This window comes from Mesorhizobium sp. WSM4989 (assembly GCF_029625795.1).
GTDB lineage: Bacteria > Pseudomonadota > Alphaproteobacteria > Rhizobiales > Rhizobiaceae > Mesorhizobium.
The window spans coordinates 18,484-41,657 of record NZ_JARTVN010000002.1; the positions used below are offsets into that span (position 1 = coordinate 18,484).

20 protein-coding genes are annotated in these 23,174 nt (G+C 59.8%); 13 read left to right on the top strand and 7 right to left on the bottom strand.

The genetic code is table 11. The features are described from left to right. Nucleotides 1-27: 27 nt before the first annotated feature. From P9217_RS12885 to P9217_RS12920, 8 genes are all read left to right on the top strand, one after another. Nucleotides 28-2,508, top strand: a complete 2,481-nt coding sequence (locus P9217_RS12885; protein ID WP_278086991.1) for a hypothetical protein — start codon at nucleotides 28-30, stop codon at nucleotides 2,506-2,508. Beyond that, nucleotides 2,505-4,076, top strand: coding sequence for a hypothetical protein (locus P9217_RS12890; RefSeq protein ID WP_278086992.1), 1,572 nt, complete (start codon nucleotides 2,505-2,507; stop codon nucleotides 4,074-4,076). Before P9217_RS12885 ends, P9217_RS12890 begins: the two co-directional genes overlap by 4 nt. Before the next feature lie 227 nt (nucleotides 4,077-4,303). Beyond that, nucleotides 4,304-9,289, top strand: coding sequence for an AAA domain-containing protein (locus P9217_RS12895; protein ID WP_278086993.1), 4,986 nt, complete (start codon nucleotides 4,304-4,306; stop codon nucleotides 9,287-9,289). Continuing rightward, nucleotides 9,282-10,787 carry a hypothetical protein gene (locus P9217_RS12900; protein WP_278086994.1) on the top strand — a complete coding sequence of 502 codons (1,506 nt, stop codon included), beginning with the start codon at nucleotides 9,282-9,284 and terminating at the stop codon, nucleotides 10,785-10,787. The genes P9217_RS12895 and P9217_RS12900 overlap by 8 nt, the downstream gene beginning before the upstream one ends. Nucleotides 10,788-11,001: 214 nt before the next feature. Then, nucleotides 11,002-11,463, top strand: coding sequence for a mobile mystery protein A (locus P9217_RS12905; RefSeq protein ID WP_278086995.1), 462 nt, complete (start codon nucleotides 11,002-11,004; stop codon nucleotides 11,461-11,463). Continuing rightward, the gene (locus P9217_RS12910; RefSeq protein ID WP_278086996.1) at nucleotides 11,460-12,056 is read left to right on the top strand and encodes a mobile mystery protein B; all 597 of its coding nucleotides are present in this window, start codon (nucleotides 11,460-11,462) and stop codon (nucleotides 12,054-12,056) included. The genes P9217_RS12905 and P9217_RS12910 overlap by 4 nt, the downstream gene beginning before the upstream one ends. A 684-nt stretch (nucleotides 12,057-12,740) precedes the next feature. Then, the gene (locus tag P9217_RS12915; RefSeq protein ID WP_278086997.1) at nucleotides 12,741-13,637 is read left to right on the top strand and encodes a zincin-like metallopeptidase domain-containing protein; all 897 of its coding nucleotides are present in this window, start codon (nucleotides 12,741-12,743) and stop codon (nucleotides 13,635-13,637) included. Continuing rightward, nucleotides 13,634-14,263, top strand: a complete 630-nt coding sequence (locus tag P9217_RS12920) for a hypothetical protein (RefSeq protein ID WP_278086998.1) — start codon at nucleotides 13,634-13,636, stop codon at nucleotides 14,261-14,263. Before P9217_RS12915 ends, P9217_RS12920 begins: the two co-directional genes overlap by 4 nt. 53 nt (nucleotides 14,264-14,316) lie before the next feature. Here P9217_RS12920 and P9217_RS12925 read toward each other — a convergent pair whose 3' ends face one another. Continuing rightward, nucleotides 14,317-14,586: a hypothetical protein gene (locus P9217_RS12925; protein WP_278086999.1), complete on the bottom strand. Its 270-nt coding sequence runs from the start codon at nucleotides 14,584-14,586 to the stop codon at nucleotides 14,317-14,319. A gap of 303 nt (nucleotides 14,587-14,889) precedes the next feature. On the opposite strand from P9217_RS12925, the gene P9217_RS12930 reads away from it, so the two are divergent. From P9217_RS12930 to P9217_RS12945, 4 genes are all read left to right on the top strand, one after another. Next, the gene (locus P9217_RS12930; protein WP_278087000.1) at nucleotides 14,890-15,489 is read left to right on the top strand and encodes a hypothetical protein; all 600 of its coding nucleotides are present in this window, start codon (nucleotides 14,890-14,892) and stop codon (nucleotides 15,487-15,489) included. Beyond that, nucleotides 15,486-16,415 (top strand): hypothetical protein, encoded by a 930-nt coding sequence (locus P9217_RS12935; RefSeq protein WP_278087001.1) that lies wholly within the window; start codon nucleotides 15,486-15,488, stop codon nucleotides 16,413-16,415. The genes P9217_RS12930 and P9217_RS12935 overlap by 4 nt, the downstream gene beginning before the upstream one ends. 165 nt (nucleotides 16,416-16,580) lie before the next feature. Then, a complete protein-coding gene (locus P9217_RS12940; protein WP_278087002.1) occupies nucleotides 16,581-17,741 on the top strand; it encodes an HNH endonuclease in 1,161 nt (386 codons plus the stop codon). Nucleotides 17,742-18,281: 540 nt separating this feature from the next. After that, nucleotides 18,282-18,533, top strand: coding sequence for a hypothetical protein (locus P9217_RS12945; protein ID WP_278087003.1), 252 nt, complete (start codon nucleotides 18,282-18,284; stop codon nucleotides 18,531-18,533). 14 nt (nucleotides 18,534-18,547) lie between these two features. Here the strand turns inward: P9217_RS12945 and P9217_RS12950 are convergent, their stop codons facing one another. From P9217_RS12950 to P9217_RS12975, 6 genes are all read right to left on the bottom strand, one after another. Continuing rightward, a complete protein-coding gene (locus tag P9217_RS12950) occupies nucleotides 18,548-18,772 on the bottom strand; it encodes a hypothetical protein (RefSeq protein WP_278087004.1) in 225 nt (74 codons plus the stop codon). Between the two features lie 11 nt (nucleotides 18,773-18,783). Further along, nucleotides 18,784-19,023 carry a hypothetical protein gene (locus P9217_RS12955; RefSeq protein WP_278087005.1) on the bottom strand — a complete coding sequence of 80 codons (240 nt, stop codon included), beginning with the start codon at nucleotides 19,021-19,023 and terminating at the stop codon, nucleotides 18,784-18,786. Nucleotides 19,024-19,044: 21 nt separating this feature from the next. After that, a complete protein-coding gene (locus P9217_RS12960; protein ID WP_278087006.1) occupies nucleotides 19,045-19,338 on the bottom strand; it encodes a hypothetical protein in 294 nt (97 codons plus the stop codon). A 29-nt stretch (nucleotides 19,339-19,367) separates the two neighbouring features. Next, the gene (locus P9217_RS12965; protein ID WP_278087007.1) at nucleotides 19,368-20,060 is read right to left on the bottom strand and encodes a hypothetical protein; all 693 of its coding nucleotides are present in this window, start codon (nucleotides 20,058-20,060) and stop codon (nucleotides 19,368-19,370) included. A 97-nt stretch (nucleotides 20,061-20,157) separates the two neighbouring features. Next, a complete protein-coding gene (locus P9217_RS12970; protein WP_278087008.1) occupies nucleotides 20,158-20,682 on the bottom strand; it encodes a hypothetical protein in 525 nt (174 codons plus the stop codon). A 3-nt stretch (nucleotides 20,683-20,685) separates the two neighbouring features. After that, nucleotides 20,686-22,284 (bottom strand): type IV secretory system conjugative DNA transfer family protein, encoded by a 1,599-nt coding sequence (locus P9217_RS12975; protein WP_278087009.1) that lies wholly within the window; start codon nucleotides 22,282-22,284, stop codon nucleotides 20,686-20,688. A gap of 115 nt (nucleotides 22,285-22,399) precedes the next feature. Here P9217_RS12975 and P9217_RS12980 point away from each other — a divergent pair, with 115 nt between their 5' ends. Further along, nucleotides 22,400-23,149, top strand: coding sequence for a hypothetical protein (locus tag P9217_RS12980; protein ID WP_278087010.1), 750 nt, complete (start codon nucleotides 22,400-22,402; stop codon nucleotides 23,147-23,149). Nucleotides 23,150-23,174: the final 25 nt, after the last annotated feature.

The following is a 23,174-nucleotide window of genomic DNA, read 5'->3' on the forward strand; positions in this document are numbered from 1 at the left end:
ATATAAGTTGGGCAAGCGCTGCAGAGCATGAATGAGAAGGACGATGCCGATCCGTCTATCGCCGACTTCATGCAGATGCGCGCATGGAAGCATGCGCTGCTCACGACCTACACGCTGAGTCTTAGCTATTTCGAGTCGGAAATCCTGAGGTCGCTACTGCGCGGCGGCTGCTCCGACATCTGGCTGATTGCCGACGCGGAAGGTTACCGTTCCTCGCTTCTGGAACGCCGCTCCATGCGCGTGGGGCAGGAGTACCGGTTGATCCCCGTGGCGTTGCCGGACGGGGTCTTTCACGCGAAGTGCATTTATCTCGAGGGTGATGAAGGCGACCTCCTGCTCGTAGGCAGCGGCAACGTCACCTTCGGCGGCCACGGGAAAAACTCGGAAGTCTTCGAGGCGCTGTCTGCGGACTCAGCAGCGAGCGCCTTTCGGGATTTTGCCGATTTTCTGGAGGCCATCGGATCGCGTCCGGACATCACGATCGCACGGTCGGAATGGGTTGATGACTTTGCGGTGCGTGCCCGCCTTGCTGCGGATCGCGGTGCCGACCGGGACGGCGTGCCGCCGGTGCGCCTCGTTCATCCCGTGGATGATCCCGTAATCGACCAATTGCCGGGCCTGCTCGCTCCGCACGGAGCCTGCACCGAGGCGGTCGTCATGTCGCCGTATCATGACCGTGACGGGCTTGCGCTCCGTAAGTTGATGGAGACGTTGAACATACCCGGCATTAGCGTGGCGGTCACCAAAGCCGGCGCGAGTCCATTTCCATTCAAGCAAACCGATGCGTGGCCGTGTCCGGTGTCGCCGGTGAAGCCTTCTCGCAAGGACAAACGCTTCGTTCATGCCAAGTGGTACGAGTTTCAGACGGACACGAGCAGGCTTCTTCTTACAGGCAGCATCAACGCGACGCGTAAGGCGCTGACCACCAGCGACAATGTGGAGCTGGGCGTCCTGCGCTGCCTTCCCGCCGACAGTGCGCCGCTCAGCTGGGAGGCCGTCGGACGTCCCGCCTTCGAACCGCAGGAGCGGATGCCGTCAGGCCTGAAAGAGAACGAGATCGTCTATGCGAGCTTCGATCGTCATGACGCGGCGCTGTTGGCTGGCCGGATTATCTCGCTCCAATCCACGGAAGGTTTTTGGGCGGGACGCCTGATCCAGGCGGATGGCGATGCCACCTCCTTCGATGTTGCGGTGAAGGCCGACGGCAGCTTCGCCGTCCGGTCTTCCGCGCTTGAAGCCTTCTCCGAAATGCCAGCGCTGCAAGTCGTAATGACGAAGGGCGAGCGCGAGGCGCGCGGATGGGTTCACAATGAAATGTTCCTGACGCTGTCGGGCCGGCGGCGGTTGACCGCAGGATCGCTGAGCCGGCTGATGCGGGGCAATGGGACGGATGACGATATAGAGGCGCTACTCGACTACCTGAGCGTACAGGCGGAACAGCACCTGCGCCTCTTCGACCGTCCGGTGCAGAAGAACTCGGAAGAGGGTGAAGGCCGCGACGGTGCCGAAAAGTCGATTACGGTAGACTTGGCCGACCTCGCGCCCGGCATGGAAGGGTCTCCCGGCGCGGCTTCGTCGCCGGGCGGATCGTCCACTCCCGACCAGTTTGACGTTGCGATGACCAGGTTGCGGCGGATGCTGCTCGGGCATGGCCGCGCAAAGACAATGGCTTCGCGGCATTCCGGCGAGTTAGTGCTGGCTGAAGAACAAGACCCGGAAGAGGGCGGCAGCGACGGACAGACGATGGAGAGTGGCGCGCGCAAGCTGGGACTTGCGGACTTCGAGCGTGAAATGGCGCGACTGATCAAGGATGCAGCGGACAAGCCCGGTCTACTCCGGGGCCTGCTTGCCATGGAGCTTGAGGTCATCATGTGGATGCGTATCCACCGCCTCGGCGATCTCGACGGGGCTCACGACTTCCTCCATTCCTGGTTTCACAAGGCCTGCCGCCTTGCCAAGCCCGAGCAGGGACGCCTGACCTCGCTTCAACAACATGTCGTCACGGCGGCTTCCATCCTGTTCCGGCTGGCCGCCGGGGCCGGACATTTGCGACAAATCGCGGCCGAGCTTCACGATAGCCTGGAGCGATATTTTAACGGGGCGGTAGACATGGATGAGGCGCTGCGCTCGCTCATTCCCGATGTCAACGCGGGCTTCGCCGCGCTGTTGTCGGGAGTGGCAGATGAAGCTTCTCTCTCGGATTCTCTATTGGAAATCTTGTCACAACGAACCACCAGGCAGCAGCTCGCTGATGCCCTGGCTCTCGCTACCAAGGGAGAACCCGTTCCGGCAGAATGGGAAGTCTTCGGCTCGCCCGTCGGCGCCGAATTGCACAAGGCGCTATCCGGCCCCGATTGGCGGAAGAAGGTGAAGGCGGGCCGCCGAGACATGACGGCCTGTGCCTTCGACTACTATTCGCTCTCGAAATCCGATGCGGCGGCCTATTCCCGGCTGCGCATCGCCCGCTGTATCCACTGCAAGCGATTTACGGTGAACGCAGACCCATGAACGCTCCGCTGCCCCAGTCCGCATTTTTCCTGCCGCCGCCTTCGTCCGAAAACAACGGCGTGGATTTTCTCGGCTTGCGTCAGGCCAATCTCGATATGATGGCCGCGCTGATCCCCGGAACAAACAACGTCACCTCCTATATCCGTCCGTTTTCGCTGCTCGCCTGGATATTCTGGAAGTTTCATGGCCTGTGCGAGAAGGCAGGAATTGACCAGCCGAAGAGCGAAGACGTGCATGCCTTCAGGGAGCGCATAGAAGTGCTCTTCACCTGGGGCGCGCGGATCGAGGACACGCCGGGCATTCCGGGGAAGCAGGCCGAACCACCGGAGGGCGGGGGTTCCGTACCTCTGACATTCGAGGCGTGGGGCCGGGTTCAAAGCAGTACCAGCCTCATCGCCGCGCTCTGGTATGGCCCCGCCTCAAAGACAGCCACCGGACTCGGATTCCTCGAACCGTTCCGCGGCGGATTTTTCCGGGCCACCGGCAAGGGCGTCGCTCTTGCCGAGGCCCTCGATGGCGTCTTGCGGACGAACGCCGATCTCTATGCCCGATTGCTCGATACGCTCGCCCCCGTCACCGCCACGGAAGACGATGCGCGGGCGCTATGGGCACTATGGGGTGCGAATTCTCCTAGCGATGCGGAACGGCAGGCGTTTCGCGGGGCGGTTTTCGAGGAGGGCAGCGTCGGTGATTATTCGTCCCTGCTCGGACAGCGGAGCAGCACGATCGCGCTTGCCCGGCTTCATCTTTCGCATTGCGCGGAGGCCCTCGCAGCCGACGACGTGCGCCGGGGCATGTTCTTTTCCGGACGGCCCGACGGCAATGCCTACGAAGTTCCGGCGGAGCTCCAACCGGCGTTGCGGCAATGGATAGTGCTTCAGGTGCGCCAGCTCCAGCGCCTCGCACTGGAGAGCCTTTTGTCCTGGTGCGAAAAGCGTGTGATCGGCGGGCTGCAAGATACCGCCGGGTTGACGGCAGAGGCCGAGCGGCTGTTTCGGGCAGAGTCCTTCGGGGTCGACCCGGACAGCACTCTCGCGACAATGATCGGTCAGCTCGACGCGCAGATTCAATCTGTCGACGGCTTCGTGGCACGGGGCCGCTCGGATGCGCTCTTCTCGCCGTTCGCTCTCATGGACGAGATACAGAAGGCTTTCAAAGCCAAGGACGAGCGGTTTGCCGCCGTGAGCTTCTATGCACTGTTGCTGTGCGCTTCGTTCGCGGGGTGCTTAGCCGATAACGAAAGAGCGGCAATTTCAGTTGGCGGCGCATCGCGGCTCTCGCTCTTTCACTTGCGCAAGCGGCTGGTCGCGCTCGGTGACGTTTCCCTGAAACAGGCAATTCAGTTCGTTTTGGAGTCCATGGTGTTGAGCCAACATTTCGCCACGGCGGTTAACCGGTTCGACGGCCAAAACCAGAGGCTGCGGCTTTCAATCGAAGAGGGGGGCCTGATCCCGCTTGCGAAAAAGCCTTGGGAGCCGACCGTAACGGAAGATCGGCTACCCACCATACTGGAGCTGGCAGGCGATTGCGGCCTGATCGACCGGGCGGATGGCGGTTTTTCTATCTGATTCCTCGAGAAGATCAGGCCGCGATATGAAAAATGCTGTGCGAATGGCTCAGGAGCGCCTGGGATGAGCCGCTTGCGGGTTTGCCGTCGATCGGCTGCGTCCGCCCCATATCGCTAAAGAGACGCGCGAAGCGCAAGTTCGCAATGCCAGCCGCAGAAAGCCAGTAATGTCCGAACTGGAACTCGTTTGGACTCGTATGCTAGGCTTCCGAATCTGGGGGCATTTGTATGAAGATCAGCAATTATGGCCGCGGTGTTCACATCCGCGAGGTCAAGGGGATTGACCGCTTTCGCGAACTGCCCAACGAGTGGTTCGGATACACCAACCTCGATCTGGTGATTGGCCTCGGGCGGCCCCGTGAGATCGATCTGATAATTGTATCCAAACGCCGGATTTACCTGATCGACATAAAGGACTGGTCGGGGCGAATTGAAACCGTTGATAATAATTGGACACAGAATGGAATAGATCGCGGGCAGTCTCCGGTCCGGAAGATTTCCGGAATCGCTCGTGAATTATCAATACAATTAAAGAATACTTTGGCGGCACGGCGCGAGACGAAGTCTCTTTCGGTGCCAACCGTAACAGGACTCGTTGTTCTCACAGGCAACGCAGATCGTTCTGGAATAGCACCTACCGAGGTGGCAAATGTCCTGACCATCAACGAGTTTATGAATAAGGTCAGTACCGATCGTGCCGAACAGGATGCCTTCGGATATGTAGCGAAGGAGTTTTTTGAGCGGCCGCTTACAGGCACATTCTGGAAGGAAAAGCTGGGACAATTCTTTACGGGAACCAGCTTCAAACCCGGCAAGCGCCGTTTCCAATCTTTCGTCGCGGAAGAAGCGCCTACCTTCGAGCCGCCTCATTCCATCTACCGTGAATACGATGTTCAAGACGAGGGAAGCCCCAATAACCTGGGAACATTGAGGCTATGGGACTTTTCCAAGTGCCCGGATGCAAGGTTCCAGTCCGAAGAAGGCAGGCTTGAAATCGCAGGCCGTGAGCAGGAAGTTTTCAGCTGGCTGCGCGATCGAGGCGAAGAGGTCGAACGCACCCTTCTCACTCCTAAGATCGACGATCCCGAACGCGGGGTGAACTACTGGGAAATTTATGATCGGCGCAAGCGAATGCAGCGGCTCGGGACCTTTGCTGCGACCGAAGCCAAGCGTCTGCTCCCGGCCGAAAAAATTGAACTGGCTCGTCAACTGCTGTCGGCGGTAGCCGGACTGCATCGCCAGGATGCTGCGCACCTCGACCTCGACGCTCACAGCATCTGGCTTGAATCTCCGACAACGGTAAAGATCTCACACCTGCTGACCGCGAAGTTCCCCGAGGTCCGCTCTCTTGGGAAGAACCGGTACCAGTTCCTCTCATCGGCTAAAGTGCCAGAGGACTACCTTGACGAGGATGGCGGACCAAAAACGCGCGACGTATTCCTCCTAGGCGTGGCAGTCCACCTTCTGCTTTTTGGGCGGCGCCCTGAGGGAAAACCTCCGGAATGGAAGCCGGAGATTGATGAAAAGCAGGACTATGTGCAACTGCACGGCTGGTTCAGCCGAGCACTGGACATCGATCCGGGGAGCAGGTTCCCAAGCGCGGTGGAAGCGCACGAAGCCTTCGTGCGAGCAACTGCCGCCCGCCCCACTCCAGATGAAGTCATCGCGGGGCTTGAGAGTTTCCGAAGCGATCTGCGCACTCTACGCCAGTTCCTAAGTGCCTATCCATGCGTAGGCGATCCTATCAAGGAAACCGACAGCGTCGAAGTCTGGCGGAGCGAACTTGACGGAGAGAGCGTTGTCGTAAAGCTATGGAAGCAGGCCGCGTGGGGTGACACACGCCGCGAGGGCGGCACAATCTTATCATTCCTTCAACATGCAGCTGCATTGAGAGCCGACCGTCCGCACGGAGTGCCGATAGTCAAGAACGTGATGTGGCGGGGTGACTCGTTTTCCCTCGTCCAGGCCTGGATCGAAGGACCTACCTTAGCCGAGTTCATAGCAGCGCCACCGGATGAAAATAGGACACCTCTCTCGGTCCTAGAACTGGTCGCCAAGCTGATCACAGTCGTCGAAGGGCTGCATGATCAGGGCTACAGTCACGGTGATTTAAAACCCGAGAACATCGTCATTACGCCAGAGGCGGACCCTGTTCTGATCGATTTGCTCGATTTTTCCCCCAGTGTGGATGGCGAAATCATCTCCTCCGCATATGCTCCCGCGAGCGGTAACAAGCTGGAACGAGATAGGTATGCGCTGACGAAAATTGCGCAGGAACTCTTTGCGTTGTGTCAGTTTGACACCCAAGACGCCGTAAGGCTCGAAACTGCAGTACGCACTTGCAGGGAGAAGGAACCGCAACTCGCTACTCTGGAGCCTCTTTCCGATGCCGTAGCCGCCGTAACTGCACGGCTTACCGCGCCGGAGGCAGACCCCACCGCGGCAAAACAAATTCAAGCTTCCATCATAGGAGCCGCGACCGGGCTGCTGGAGCCCGATGAAGGCTATCTGTTTCTACGCCTACGGCGAGATTTTTCAAATGCCCTTGTGCTGCACATACGCGGCGCGCGCGAAGAGATCGCCCTCAAGCTAGGAAATAACGGAAACATCGCTTCGGCCCGGCGGAGCCCGCTGGAGCAGCGGTGGATCGCGCGGAATGCCCGCGATGAGTTTCACAGGGTCGACGTGCCCATCACGGTAGTCGCGTCGGATATTTCTAACCTGGGAGAGTTCCAGCAGCTCCTCGATGATCCAGTTGTAAAGTCGAGAATCGAAGCCCAGCTTCGCGGAGAACCCTCGGCAGAACCGCAGGATCAGGAAAGCGTATCCTCACCAACCGAGGATGACGCGGAGGATTTGCTTGTCGAGGAGATCGGATATGGCGAGGGCGCCGCGTCGAACGTCGATGTTCCTCTTCTTTGGCGCGCGCTGATCGACATCGAAAACGAACTAAAAACTGAAGCGGTCGCCAGAGGAGAAAGTTTTTACGACAGGCAGAACAAACTCCATCGCGTTCCAATCGTGCTCGACAGCAGCAGCACATTCGACTACGCCCGCCATGACACGGTCGGTGTAGAGCGCCAAGACGGGAAAGGCGAATGGCGGCGCATCGGCGAGCTGGATGTGCAGTCGTCCCGCTCCGACATGGCCGCAATCAGCACGAACGGCTTCGGCCCAAACCAGAATGGCTGGATCGACACCGGGGAGCGGCTCCGTTTTGTCAGTCATCTTGAAGTCCAAAGCCTGCGCCGACGTACCAGCGCAGTGGAGCGCATCCTTGATGGTACCGGACGGCTGACCGATCTGCTCTCGGTATTCGATCCCAGGTCGATGGCCGAGCCTTCTCTATTCCAGCACGAACTCGACAGAGACCTGCTGCGAAGTTACGAGCTAAACGACGATCAGAGCAAAGCGTTTGAGCACATTGTTCGGCAGCGGCCCGTTGGTTTGCTTCAGGGCCCGCCGGGTACGGGGAAGACCAGGTTCATTGCGGCTCTGGCGCACTATGCCATCACAAAGAAGCTCGCGAGAAATGTTCTCCTGACGAGCCAGTCCCATGAGGCCGTTAACACCGCAGCGGATTCGGTTTTGAAGCATTTCCGTGGTGCTGGAGTGCAGCCAAGCCTTTTACGGGTGGCGATGAGCGAGGACCTCGTGTCATCCGATCTGCGCCCGCACTACACGCAGAGGGTAGAGCAGGCAATGAAGGACCGGTTCAGGGCCTCTTTCAAAGAGAGGCTTGCTGTCATTGGGGACTCGCTTGGATTGCCGCACAGCGTTGTGGATGATGTGGTGATCATCGAAACTGTTGTCAGGCCGATCTGCCAGAACATCGCGCATCTGGTGAAGGAGGATAACCGCGATTCGGCGAGGATAAATTCCCTTATCGACACGCTGCGCAAACACCTCGGACGGCTCGATGTTGAGGAGTTTGAGTTGCACCCGGACGAGAGTGAATGGGATGCAATGCCCGGATACATCGCGCGGGAAGTAAACTCAAAACATCGCCTCGCAGACGGTGTCGACGCCGACCGGATCGAGCGCCTTCGGATTGCAGCCGGCATCGGCCGAGATTTTATGGCAAGCACGTCCCGATCTCAGCGCAGTTTCGAAGCCTTCCTCGCGGGAACGCGTCAGATCGTCGTAGGTACATGCGTCGGATTGGGACGCACATCACTCGGACTCACAGCCACACCATTCGATCTTGTCATTGTGGATGAGGCGGCACGCTGTACTGCCAGCGAGCTGCTTGTGCCATTGCAGGCCGCACGGTGGGCGGTGCTGGTGGGGGACCACGCGCAGCTCAAACCGCAGCATAAGGCTGAGGTAGTTTCACTCGTCGCGGAGCGAACGGGAATTCACAAACACGAAATCCAGCGAAGCGATTTCGAGAGGGTATTCACGACGGGATTTGGAGCAAAAGCTGGATCGCATCTGAAAACCCAGTACCGGATGCTGCCCCCAATCAATAGGCTCGTTTCGGAAGCGTTTTACTCCGACATCAAGCTGAAGGCCGGTAGAAATACGCCCGTTATCAACGATCAAGCGCTCCCAAAAAGCCTGAGCCGTCCGCTCGTTTGGGTTGAGACCGATGGACTCGGTGAGGCCGGGTTCGAGCAAAAGGATGCAGGCTCGCACAGCCGAACCAATAGGGCCGAGGCAGACGCAATCCTCGCCGAACTCGGAAGGTGGCTGGAGCACGAGCCGTTTCAGGATTGGCTTCTTACTCAGGAGGCATACCCAGCCGGCATCGGAATCATTTGTATGTATGCCGCGCAGCGGGAACTTATACGCCGCAAGCTCCGCCAGTCCTCGATGGGGCACCTGCTCGACAGCAAAATCAAAGTTGGAACGGTCGATAGCTATCAGGGCAAAGAAAATCCTATCATCATACTGTCCCTGGTTCGGAACAATGACTCGGGAATTTCTGAACTTGGTATGAAGCGGATCAGGGAAGGTTTTCTAGCAGCTCCGAACCGGATCAACGTCGCAGCCAGCCGGGCAATGGATCGGCTTGTGATTGTCGGTGCGCGCAAGCGATGGCGAATGGATAGTCCGCTAGGAAAGCTATGTATCGGTTTTGATCGTTTGCTTGAAGACGGAGAAGCAATGGCAATTGATGCTGCTTCGGTTCTCATGGCGATGGACAAAAAGCCGGCGCAAAAGAAGAGGGCGCTGACTCAACAAGTCGCGGACGGAGGGACGAATGCCTAACAAGGATCGTCCCATTATCAGGCTTAAAGGGCGTGTAACTGTAGTCCCTGACAACGTGACCAAAAGGCAAGATCGGATGATTGATGCCAACCAAGATCCCTTGGTTGAAGTCGGTGTCGTCGATGCGTTGCTGCCATGCCGCAGATTTGATATCTCCTATAAAATTGCGGTTTTGGATAGCGTCAGCCCGAGCTTGGAGTTCCTGCTTCGTCTCATCAAGACTGCTCCCGGCATCGAAGAAGATAGCGCTGCCGCCTTTTTTGGATATACGCCCACTGAAATGGCCTATGTTATAAACGAGGCCATCACACCCGGCTATGTGCAGCGGAAGGACGGGCGGCTGTGGCTGGCGTTAGCTGGCGAGCAGTTATTCAAGGAGAACGAACAAGAACCGCTGATCTATTCTGTGGAGAGCCGTCGCCGTTCCCACGGGTTCGATCTTCTGTCCGTTGCTCCTCAGCCCTCACGAGGTCTGGACTCCGTGGAATTTATGCTGCCGGAGCTCCCTATACCGAGCCAGGTGGCAACCGGAAATGTAGCCGACAAACTTAGCGATCAGTTCAGCCGCTTCTTCCACGAGCTTTCAGACCGCGCAGATCGCGAGCAAACGCAGAGACGGGGCCTTTACTCGATCGATGGCATAGTGCCGCGCGACAGGTTCCAGACGCCGGTGCGCATACGTGCATTTGTCCATGCTTCAAATCCTCATCTCATCGAAAAGATTGATCTTGGCTCATGGCGGCCAGAACATGAGGTAGCGGATAGGAGCGAAATCGAGCAATCCGCTTCGATGTTGTTCGAGAATACCAAGACTTCGCTAAATGCGCTGCGTGCAGGCGAGGCTTATCAAATCCTGATCGATCTTGCTCCGGATTTTCTGAAGGAGTTCGTCGTACGGGATGGACTATCCGTCAGACGCTATTGGAATGAAGCCGTAAGACGGGCAGGCGAACCGCGCAAGGATAGGAAAACGATCGCACTCATTGGGCCGCTAAGCCTGGAGAAGAACATCGCACGGCTATCCGCCGTCCTGGAGTATGGACTTGGGGAGCATTTGGTAAAGCCACGTCATGTGATTTCGGTAGCGCCTCACATTCCCTACTGGGGCGGTACTACCCTCGTCAGGGACTTGCTGAATCTCATGCGCAAGAAAATGGCGACCTCAGAAGAGGACGGGTCCGACCTCAAGGCGGTCTGCCTGGCAGCCGGCAAGCCTGAGAAATACGTCGAAAAGACTTACGACCGAATGGGGAAATCAGAAAGGCCAGAGTTCCCCGCGGCGTTGGAATTGCTTCTCGTGCCGAAAACAATGATGGCTGCGATAGTGCATGCCCCGATCGGCGCCGCTACCGGCTATCCGGTTGCCTTGGGCTTCGCATCCTTTGAGGGATCTGTGATCAATAGGGCCGAAGCCCTCATTGGGGATCGGCTTGCGGGCTTTGATTTGCCTGAAGACCTTTTTTTAGAGCTTCAAGGATCACTTGCACGTCAGCAGTAGGTTTCGCACCGTCGTCGCTGGCCGCGTCACACGACGAGTTTGCCTGCTCATTCGATCCCTGGTCTCCCGCCGCCTGCACCTTGATGATTTGGCAGTAGACGTGAATCAGGTTTTAAACTGATTTGAGTTGGGTAAAATCAGACTATAATATGATCTTGCATGAACATAAATCATAGTGTAGACTGATTTCTAGAGATAGGAATCAGGCTATAATATGAAAACAGATGTGAGAAAGAGGGCGCGGGAGCGCCTGGATGAACGGCTTGCGGGCTTGAAGCCCGTAGACCGGTTTCGTGCGCCGCCCAAGGGGTGGATACGCGCGATCCGGGAAGCGTTGGGCATGACAGGGGTGCAGCTTGCAGGGCGGCTGGGCGTTCGTCCGCAGAGCGTCGAAGCCCTTGAGAAATCCGAAGCTTCCGGTTCGATCCAGCTTGCTACGCTGCGGCGGGCGGCGGAGGCGCTGGACTGTACGCTGGTTTATGCGCTCGTACCGAACAGTTCTCTGGAAGAGGCCGTCAATGCGCGGGCGCGGAAGATTGCGACGCGCGCGCTGGCGCGTGTTGCCCATACGATGAAGCTGGAGGCGCAGGAAACCGGCGATGCCGGGATGGAAGCGCGCATCGAGGCTTATATCCGCGACCGGATCAAAGCCCGCGATCTGTGGGAGGAGCCGTGAGCGACCCCTTTGCAGAGCCGGAAGACGCGACGCCGCTGGAGCCGGAAGAGCGCGAAGGACTCCTGCAAAGCTGGGTCACGCATCGCGGCGACCTCAACATCGCCGAGCAGGAGAATATCCTGGCAGGGGCGGCGTGGGCGCGCGGGCGGCGCGGGCGCAAGCCGGAAGACATTCTCGGCATCGACTTTGCCCTCACGTTGCACAAGCGCATGTTCGGCGAGGTGTGGAAGTGGGCGGGGACTTGCCGCACGACGGCGCGGAATATCGGGGTCGATGCGTACCGCATCCAGACCGACATGGCGGCGCTCTTCGACGATGTGCGCTATTGGGTGGCGAATAAGACGTACCCTCCGGATGAAATCGCCGTGCGGCTGCATCACCGGCTGGTCGCCATTCATCCGTTTCCGAACGGCAACGGGCGTCATGCACGCCTGATGGCCGATTTGCTGATCGAGCGGCTCGGCGGCGAGCCGTTTAGCTGGGGCGGCGGCGGGCTCGCGGATACCGGCGAGCTGCGCACCCGTTACGTCGAGGCGCTGCGGGCAGCGGACAATCACGACATCGGGCCGTTGCTGGCTTTTGCAAGGTCGTAGTTTCATTCCATTTCGTTCGATGGTGCATCCTACTGCGCAAGCTACGCAGGACCGGGCTACTCGCCAGCTTGCTTCGCCATCTCACGGAGCTCGTCGATTAATCGCTCAAACTGGTTTTGAGTTAGCGTAACGCCATTGTATTCGTCGCATAGCTCGACGATCCTGTAACCGATCTCCGTCTTCGTGATTGAAAGGAGCCTGATATCTTCAAGGCACTCGATGATTGTCGGGCACCTTTCTTCCAGGCCTTCATCGTGTGAATCATCTCCGTATCTTCTTTTTGGCATCGTCTTCATCCCTTTAGACATGACTCACTCGGCGCGTCTTGCCGCCTGCGGCGACCAGGACCGGGCTCTACTCGCTGCGCTCCCCAAGCCCCATCGGGTCTTGGCCGTCCGGTAACGATCCCTCGCGCAAGATAACACTGTCGGCCTTCCTCCGTCGCCCTTTGGACTATGGAGGATAAGTCGGCCGACTTCCTTTGTTTGAAGTTCGGGACCTGCGGTCCCATGCCGTCAAGGCCAAGCCCTCCGCGATGCTGCGGGCGGAAAACGGCGGCCGTGTCGTCGCTGCGCTCCAGCCCGCACCAACCCGCCGTTTTCCGGTCTTGACGTCATTCCCCCGCTCATTGGCGCGGGCCTAGTCGGTTGCATGCGCAACCGCATGACTAGGAAGGAAAGACCAATGAAAACCGATGTTTATGAACGTATCACCAATCGCATCGTCGCCGAACTGGAGCAGGGAGTCAGGCCTTGGCTCAAGCCTTGGAACGCAGAACATGCCGCAGGGCGCATCACCCGGCCCCTGCGCTTTAACGGGCTGCCCTATCAGGGAATCAACGTCCTGATGCTGTGGGGCGAGGCCGTCGCCAAAGGCTATGCCGCGCCGATCTGGATGACCTTCAAACAGGCGCTCGAACTTGGCGCGAATGTCCGCAAGGGCGAGCACGGCAGCCTTGTCGTCTATGCCGACCGCATTCGCAGGAAGGAAACGGACGAGGCGACCGGCGAAGAGGCCGAGCGCGAAATTCCGTTTCTCAAAGGCTATACGGTTTTCAATGTCGAGCAGATCGAAGGATTGCCCGCGCATTTTTACGGCGTGGCCGAGCCCCGGCTTGATCCCGTGCCGCGTATTGAGCGGGCCGATGCGTTCTTTGCCGCGACAGGCGCACAGATCGTGCATGGCGGCGGCGAGGCCTGTTACGTCCAGCGCACCGACCTCGTGCATATGCCGTGCATCGATGTGTTCCGCGATGCCGAGTCCTACTATGCGACGCTCGCGCATGAATGTGTGCACTGGACGAAGCATGGCAAACGCCTTGACCGCGAATTCGGGCGCAAGCGTTGGGGCGATGAAGGCTATGCCATGGAGGAGCTTGTCGCCGAACTTGGCGCGGCCTTCCTGTCCGCCGACCTCGACCTGACGCCGGAGCCTCGCGCAGACCATGCGGCATATATCGCTTCATGGCTGAAAGTCTTGAAAAACGATAAGCGGGCTATCTTCACTGCCGCATCGCATGCGCAGCGCGCCGCAGACTATCTGAACGGGCTGCAAGCTTCGCTGGAGGCGCTGGCCGCATGAGAAACGATCAGGCACAGCTTGGCTTTGACGGCTTGCTTCTCGCCGCCGCCGAAGACAATCGCAAGCGCGAGGTGGAGCGGGAAACCGCCCACCTTCCCTCTACGCTGGAGGAGGCGATCCCGTTCTATCGCCTCCTGATCCGGCAGCACCATGCCGCGATGCTGGCCGCCGATGTGCAGACCGCGATGAGCCTTCGCAAGAAAGCGGAGCTTCTTGCGGTGCGGCTCAATGGCGGCGAGCCGGGAATTCTCGCGGGTGAGGTTGCGCCCGGCCGCGTCCTTGCGCGGGAAACCGCCGCCGCAAGCGGCGCGGCTCCGCTGTGGGGACAGGAGGGCGAGTTCGCGATCATCGTGGACGGAACGCGCGTCCGCATCGAGCTGGACGGCATATTCGGCATCGGCAGCGGGTTCATGTTCTGGCCGGGATTCGCCGCGCATGCGGTCGACCTTGACCGCCCCTTCATCAGTGAAACCGGCTATCGCAGCTTTCTCGGCATCCATGCCGATCCCGCGCCGGGACTGACGCCGGATGCTTTCGCGGAGAAGGTCATCGCCGCTCACATACGGCGCGAACTCAAGGGTAGGCTTGTCGCGATCGGGCCGCGCTACCGCCGGGACGCGGCATAACGGGGTTGCGAAAACCGCCGCGCCCGCGGGGGGGGGGGCGCGGCGTGCAGCCGTTACGGCTGCGGCTCCGCATGCTTGCGCTTGCGGCGCTTTTCCTCGCGGCGGTCGCCGTCGTCCAGAATGGCGATGGCGAACACCATCAGCCAGAAGACGCTGACGCCGGGGCCGTCGTCGGCCGCCGGGCGATTGAATGTGATGCTGATCTGCATGTTTTCCTCCTTGGGCTGGAAGGCCCGGCCAATCCGGGCTTTCATGCGCCGCGAAGGAGCGGGCAGGACGCGGGACGACACCCGCAGGGCCGAAACAACGAGGAGGAGCTTCACGCTTGCGTCCGCCCAGCGGACTGTCCGCCAGATTCGTGGACTGAAAGACCGGATGACCGATGGCTTGACCTTGATCCAAGGAGGATGCGGATAGTCGAATTCGGTCGTGCGATAAGGCCTGGGAAGATGTCTGCGAGGGGATGGTGGCAGAGCAACAATGCGGATTTTGTTGAAAAATTGGCGCCCGCCCATGTAAAACTAAGCATGGATAGACGCTCTGATCTCATAAGGTTCTATTCGCTCATAGACCGGCTTCACGAGAGGGGCGGCGGAGCGCGCCGGCTGGCCGAATGTTCGGGCCGCATGAACTGGCCGCGCCGCGGCGTCTACTTTTTCTTCGAGGACGGCGAGCGTCGATCTGACAGCGGCACCGGCCCGCGTGTCGTCCGTGTCGGCACACACGCCCTTAAGCCGGAGTCGAAATCGAAACTGTGGGGCCGCCTGAGTCAGCATCGCGGCGGCGGTTCGGGAGGCGGCAATCATCGCGGCTCGATCTTCCGGCTGATCGTCGGTACGGCACTGGTAAGTCAGGAGCCGCAGCTTGCGGTGTCCACCTGGGACGTCGGGAACACGGCGGACCGCGCTACGCGCGACGGCGAACATGCGCTTGAATCCAGAGTCAGCGAGGTCATCCGGGCGATGCCGTTCCTGTGGCTCGGCATCGATGACGAACCGGGCGCGGAAAGTCTGCGCGGCGCCATCGAACGCAATGCGATCGCGCTTCTAAGCAACTATGAGCGTGAGCCGCTCGATCGCGCATCAAAAGGGTGGCTAGGCCATCATTGCGACCGTTCGCGGGTGTGCGCTTCCGGCCTTTGGAACTGGCGGCATGTCAATGAACGCCATGATCCGGCATTCCTGGACACGCTCGAAGCGCTGATAGAGGCAGAAGGGGCCGTATGACGGACGGCACGCACGCGCAGCGCATCATGGAATTGCTTCTGCAAAGGCCGGGGCTGGACGATGACGAAATCGCCCGCACCCTCGGCATCGAGCCGCGCCAGACCGTCAATCAGATTTGCCGGCGGCTTGCGGCAAGGGGCTCGTTGCGACGCGAGCGCGGAGCTGGCGGCAAGATCGTCAATGTGCCTGGCAATGGAAGCGCGGCCAGTCGCCCGCCCGCCGCCTCGCGTGCGCAAGCATCGGACAGAAACACGGCCAAGCCCGGTCTGCCCGTGTCGATCATGCCGTCCGACCTTGCCAAGACCCTGCTGATCCTTCCGTGTTCGGGTGTAAAGCGCGACCGAGGCGAAGATGCGCCGCCGGGGCCGGCAATCGCCGAAAGTCTGCCGCCCGAACTCACTGCCGAGTTTCTGGACGCGCGGGCGTCGGTCAGGCAGCTTGCGCCCTTCGATGAAACTGTTTTGCTACCGGCTTGGCAGCGCTACGACGGCGCGCTCTATCAGGCCGGACGGCAGGCAATCGGAGACCTGATGCAGGCAGGCGCGCACGTCGTTATTCTGAGCGGCGGGTATGGCGCCTTGCTGGCGACTGAGCCGATCGGCGACTACGATGCGAGGCTTACCCCCTCATGGTGGCCGCAGCGAATCCTTCAGCGCGTGCTCCTTGCCTATGCGCAGCACCACGGAATTGCAGCGGTAAGGGCCGTGGTTTCGGCGACCGGGCCTTATGTCGGGGTCTTGCAGCGGGTGCGCTGGCAGGACGCCGGCATCCAGGATGCCTTGCTGATCACGCCGGAAGCCGAGCCGGGCGGGCTGCGCCGTAGCCCTGCCACGCAGGGCGAGGCTTTGACGGCGCTGCGTGATGGTACACTCGCGACGGACTGGCAAAGCTCATACGGACTCGGCCTTAACGTCCGAGCCTTCTGATTGTAGTTGTTGACACCCAACGGGGGCCAAGGCAAAATTCCAGCGTGCATGTGAGCATAAGGTGGCGCCTGGCACCCCGAATACTGCCGCCAACAAGAGAATCCAGCACCAGCGCAAGCTGGCAACGCTGATGAAAATCCCGGAAACAATCTATGGAGGCGTGCCATGCACGACACAGATTCGTTTGCGCGGATGCCAGCACTGGATTCGATTGCTGAGCAGCCGTCGCCTGAAGAAACGCTCCTGATCTTCGAGAAGGAATGCGAGGTCGGGTTCAAGGAGGAGGTCTACCTTGTTCGTGACAATGGCGCTGTCCTGAGGCGCTTGCGTCCCGGCTTACGACGCCGAAAACTCGACGAGGTCTGGACATTCGGAACCCTCAACAGGCATTCGGGCTACTTCGAAATCAACGGCCACGTTGTCCATCGCATCGTCGCGCTAGCGTTTCACGGCCCCGCGCCATCGGCGGGTCATGTAGTCGATCACATTGATACTAACCGGCTGAACAACCGCCCTGACAATCTGCGTTGGGTTACGCGGCTGGAGAACATCCTTCTCAATCCGATCACGCGCAGGAAGATCGAACTGGCGTTTGGTTCGCTTGAGGCCTTCTTCGAGAACCCCGGTGCCGAGCTTGTTTCCAACTGGGACTGGATGCGAACCGTCACAAAAGAGGAGGCACAGGAAAGCCGCAAGCGCTGGCTTGAGTGGGTGGAAAAGGGACAGGCAGGCAAGCAGGGCGGTGCTCCAGGCGACTGGTTGTTTCAGCCGAGGCCTGCGTCCGCTTCCTTCCCTGAACCGAAGCGCAAAGACAGCGCTCCGAGGGACTGGGTGACTAAGCCGAGGCCCAGGCCAAGCCAAATCCTCGAACTGAAGGAAAACGGCACATTGGAGTGGGTTCCCAACCCGCCACCAACACCGGCTTTCATCCCCGAGCCGGAAGGTTCGTCGCTCACGCCAGGTGTCTTTCAGCGCAACTGGCGGACTCCGACGGAGTTTCCGCAGTGTCCCGAAAGCGTGTCTTCCGAAGGTTTGCAAAGCTACCTTGAGCGTCTGGTTGCAGGCGCCGTGTTTGGCCGCAACCGCTATGGCGAAAGTACCGTCGTGGAGGCCGCAATGAACGACGATGGCGTGTTGTCCATCGTCTGCAGTATGACGTCCGGTGTCAAACCCTGGTCGCACGCGAAGGTTTATGTCGAAGGGGATTTCTACTGCCATGAAGCCGGGGGCACCTTCTTCGAACAAGTGGGCGCCATGAAGGCTCATTGCATCGCGATCGGGGCGCCAACTGATGCGTATCCGGAATCAATCGACGACTACTGCTAGATAGCAGCAGCCCGGCGCGCACCCTGCGGACCGGGGTCTAGGGTAACAGCCCCGAACCGCTCTGCGTCCTGGCCCCATCCGAGTGATGATCCCTTGCGCAGAAAGAAGGGGCATGTGATGCCGCCGTTTCTCTGCCTTCGTTTTTCCGATCAGGCATTGCACTCGACCCGCAGCCGTTTGATGGGGACGGAGAGCATTGGCCGCATCGCCTTGCCGTCCTCGTGATCAGGCAGGACTTCCAATCCCGTTTGGTTGCATCACCGCGTAGCTGCCGGATGAGGCGCGAGACAGCGGGAGCATGGTTTCACAGTTTCCTGGGGGTTGTTGCGGGGGTGTTTCGCGGCGTCACAGCGTCTCTTCCTTTGCAGAAGGGCCTTTCGACAATCACGCCAACCTGACCGAGCGCGCCTTCGCTGCAACGGGCTGCCCGATCCGTTCGCATGCGCTCCCGTGTTGCCCGTTTCCCTGCGGTGCATCGGCGGCTTTTCCGCCCGGATCGACCGGTGGGCGTATCGAAAAACCCTAACAAGGAGAAAGACTATGACGACACGTAACCGCAACTACGACCGCAAGGAAAAGACCCGTGAAACCCAAGGCCCGGCGCTGATCGCCTACCACGTCGCCGAGCGCGGAGAAAAGAGCTTCTGGACGCGCATCGGCGCGGCCTGGGATCACGAGGACGGCAAGGGGCTCACGCTTGCGCTCGACCTGGTTCCCGCGAATGGCGGCAGGATCGTCCTGCGGGAGCCCTCGGAAGACGAAGGGCAGGAGAGAAACGGGAAGGGCGCGTAAGCGCCCTTCTTCTTTCATGCGCCGGAGATTTTACGCGGCCTGCCGCGCTTGCGTGTGACGCGGTAGTCGAGTTCGTTATTCTTAATCAGACGCCTGATCTCCATCAGTGCTTCGTTCTTGCGCCTGTTGACTCTTCCCGCGAGGTCTTCTTCCAAGGCCGCGATGACCTCCCGAAGCGCTTCGTCTGTCAGCTCGCGGGCGCTCTCCAATATCGTGGCCTTACCGCGTGCGTCGTCCATAGCAATCCCCATCAGAACGGAATGTCATCATCGATGTCGTCGACGAGCCGCATGCCGCCGCCGTCATCTTCGACGAGCAGCTTTTCCGGTTCGCCGCCCGGAAGCACGAGGGGATTTTCCATGTCTTCCAGAACCGCGCGGAACAGAGCGGCGCGAAGATAGTCTTCGGCTCCAAAATATCCCCACTCACGCGCCGCCCATTCGGCGAAGCTGTAGAATTTATCGTCGATCTTCAGCGTGACCCGTTTCATCGCGCTACTCCCTGGCGGACGCTATCGCGCCCGCATGCCAAAGAGCCTTGCCCAGAAGCCGGGCCTGGCTTTCTTGGATTTGGTGGATTTAATGGATTTGGCAGTTTCTTTTAACTGGCCGAAGTCAGTCGTGAAGACCGCACTGCCCGGCTGCCAACCGTCGGACACGGGCGCTTGAGTGGCCACGTGAGGCTGCGTTCTTCCGAGGATTTCCACGGAGGATTTCATCACTGCGCGTTGCTGTTCGGCCTGGCGCTCAAGCTCCCTGAGATGGGTGCCGATCACGCTATGAGGGGAGTAGATATTGCCGGACATGACCTTGATCCTCTTGCTGGCGGTTAAACTTACTTTTGCTTCGGGCCGGTCAGCAGAAGCCGGCGCGCCTTTTCGTTTTCGATCAGGTGAGCCGCCTTCTCGCCGCCGGCGGTCAGCAGCGCGACGCCCGCACACAGATCGGCGAGAGGCAGTTCGCTTCCGAATTTCACCATCCGCCCGCCGGTCGTTTCGGCGATCTCGCGGAATACGCCCTCGGCGGTCGTGTCCTCACCTTCGAGAAAGCAGTAGACGCGAATGCCCGCCTCATTGAGGTCAAGGGCGATGCGGCTTGCTTCGCCCGCGTCTTCCTCGAAGCAATCGCCGATGAGGATTATTGCGGAAGGGCGTTCGCCTTCCTTCGCTTCGAGAAAGGCAGCAAGCCCTGAAAGAATCTGGGTGCAGCCGGATATGCAGCGCACACCGGCAAAGGCGGCGGCCACTTCGCGAGAACCGGCCATCCAGCCGTGATCGCTCAATTTCCCGCCGCCGAAATGCACAAGCCGGACTTGAAAGTTTCCGAGGCCCGCTACTGCGCGGAACATGGAGGCGTGGATTCCCTGCGCCTGCTCCCATGTTTCATTGCGGCTTCCCGTGGCGTCGATCAGAAAGCCCAGGCGCGTATTGCGCCGGCGCTCGCGCCGATGCGCCTGCAAACGATCCAGCGCGCGAGCGAGAACGCTCCCGCTTTCACTTTCGGTCTTGTGCCGTTTTGCCGGAAGCATTGCGATCTCCTATTGCGGCTACTGCGCCTCTATCTGGAATGTGAGAATTCGCGGCGGGACTTCCAGCGTCGCAGCTGGTCACGGATTGGCCACGCCGTTAGCGCGACCAACCGTGGACTTGCAGGACAAAATCGTAAGCGCCGTTGACTGCCTGCGCCGCCTGCGCGCTGCCGCCGCCGTCGGGATGGGCCGCGCGCATCGTCGTCCGGTAAGCGCGCTTGAGCGCCTCCTTCGTGAAGCCGGGCGTCAGGCCAAGCAGTGAGAGCGCCTTCTCATAGTCGTTGTTTTCCGTTTCCCGTAGAGGCTGATCCCCTGATACATCGCGTTCGGCATCTTCGCTCTGCGCCTGCTCAGGCGGACCGCGCCACCATTCGTCCGCCATGAAGTAGAGCAGCGCACAGCCAAGATAGACGGCGTTCGCGACCCTGCGCAGCATCCGGGTAATGCAATGAACGACTTGCCGCAGAATCCATCCGATGATCCGCGCCGCGAGCTTGAGGACTTCCCACAAACACAGAAACAGGAAGCCGATCAGGTGGCAAAGGCCCAGAAGAATGATCGGCGCGAATTCTGCGAAGGCGTAGCTGAAGACGATCCAGCCCACCATCAGGGCGAGGACCATCGCTCATCTCCCGCCCGAGCACATTGACAACGCAAACAGGAAGATCGCCACCAAGATAAGGCAGGCGGCGACAGGATGAGGCGCCATCAACCACACGAGCGCGTAGTAAATGCGGCCCCATGCCGCCGCCATCTCGTCCGCTGCGGAAACGCCCGGCGCGTCATCGTCAAAGTAGGGATTGCGGTTGAAACGCCCGGCCAGGTCGGGACGCTGCCACACCAGCACCTTCTTGAGCTTCATCGGCAAGAGATTGCCGATAAAGTCGATCTGCTCGTCTTCTTCGAGCCGACGCAGTTCGTCCGCCATCCGAAGAGGGCGCGAAGTTTCCGAAGTCGACCGCTCGCCGCGCCCGTTTGTGCTAACGACCTTGATCGTGCATTTGCCGAGAAGCTCCTCGGTATGCTTTGCAGTCTCGGTGTCGCCGACACCGAGAATTTGAACAAGGCCGCAGTTGGCGACCAGCGTTTGCCAGCCGCGCCCGTAAAGGTCGGAGAGCTGGCCGATATTCTGCCAAATGGTCCAGATCACGACGCGGTACTTCCGCAGCGTCGCAAGCCAGTTCGGAAAGCGCAGCACCCTGCCTAGCGTTGCGGCTTCGTCGATCAGGAAGACGACCTTATTCCTGGCCAGCGGCTTACGCTGCATTGCCAGCACCCCGCAGGCGAGCGCCAGGCGCGGAATCGCAGCATGGCTTTCCATGTACTCAAGCGGCAGCACGACGCTGACGATGCCCCCGGTCTGGCCATGCTCCAGACCCTTGAGGATCGAGAAATCGACATCGGAACAGCTCAGTTTTTCGCGAACCAGCGGATCGGCGAGGAAGCTCAAATCCTGTTGGATCGTGGACAGGATGGCGGAGAATTCAGGCGGGGATTCATTGGCGATCCGGGCGAGCCTGATCGCCATTTGGCCGACGAGGCCGCTGCATGCCGGATTGGCCTTCATGGCAGTGAGAAGCGCTTTCCAACCCTTCGCGTCGCTGTTCACATACTCGTACAGGGTCGCAAGGTTCTGCCGCGCCTTGGGTTCGGTCGTCTTGATGTGGATAATGAAGGCCTGCTTTGCGGATTGCGACGCGTCCTTAAAGTAGGTGTTGGAGCCGCCTTCCGTGCCGGTGCGGGGCGTCAGCATCTCGGAGAAGATGAGCGCGTCAGCCGCGAAGCCTGCACTGCTCACATCGAGAAAATCAAGCGGATTGAAACCGTGCGCGGGAAGCGTCCAAGGCTCTTCCGGAAACATGCCGAAGATGTTGATGCAGGCAAAACGCATCTTGCGCTTGCGCCAGTGCTTGACGGCGATCGCGGTGTTTTCCCCGCCGGGATCGATCAAAAAGAACCAGGGGTAGGAAAGGAGGTTCGGCAGGATGGCTGATACGCCCTTGCCCGAGCCCGAATGGCCGAAGGTTATGGCGTGCGTCGCGTCGTAGTAGACGCCGAGGCGCCCCGTCCATTCCCCGACCCGGAGGCCACGTTTGTCGAACATTCTTTTTCTGAAGGGCTTCCACACGCTCGACCATTGCGCCGAGCCGTAGGCGTCGCTCTTCTTTCCATCAAATCGCCAGCCCAGCAGCACGATAAGGAAGAAGCCGCCAATCCCGGCCAAAATCCATAGCATCTGCACGCTCCCTTGCTATGATCGGGCGCATTCGGCGCCCCAGCCAAATGAAGGAAGCGGGCGGAATTATTTAAAGCGAAAGGCCTGGTCAGAGTCTGAGCACATGGCGAAACTGGCGGCAGTCGACAAGCAGCAGCGCGAACGCGTCAGGCAGGGCCTGGTGAGTTACAAGAAGCTGCACGGAATTGGCGATACGATCCTTTGCGACCGGATCATTCATGTGCTGGGCGTGGATCAGTCGGCCGTGCCGCTATCGACGCTTCAACGCTTCATCCTCGGGAAATACCGGACTGACGATGTCATGGTTCGGCGCTATGGGCGCTTTCTCGCGTCGGTCGCGCCGCCGCCGGCCTCCGACGAGTTCGGTGCGGCGCTCGCGAAGTTCATTTTACCGGTATCGGTAGACGAAGGATGGAAGGCCGCTTTCCCCGGCGAGTACCACACCTTTTTCCACACCGGCAAGACACAGCACGGAGAGCCGGCGAAATTCGCGGCGGGGTGTTCGACGGTGCGGCTGGAGCAGGTGACAGACGCGGAATTCCTGCGTGCGACGGAATTCGTGATCGACCGCGAGGAGCAGGATGGAACACCGGCGGACGCACCATGGCTTGGAAACACCGGCGTATTCGCCCCGCTCGGGAACGACCGGTACCTCATGATCGTGAGGAGCTTCCTGGAAGTGCGACTCTGCACACTGCGAAAAGTGCTCGACGCGCCAATGACACTGCACGGTCATGCGGTACATGCGGACGGCATGTTTCCTCTCGCCGTCGAAATGCCTGGTGTGCCTAAGAAAGAGCCCGTGAGGGAATTCGTGATGACAGCGGTGAATGCGCAGAATGAAAAAGAATAAGCTTACGTGACCAGTCTTTGACTAG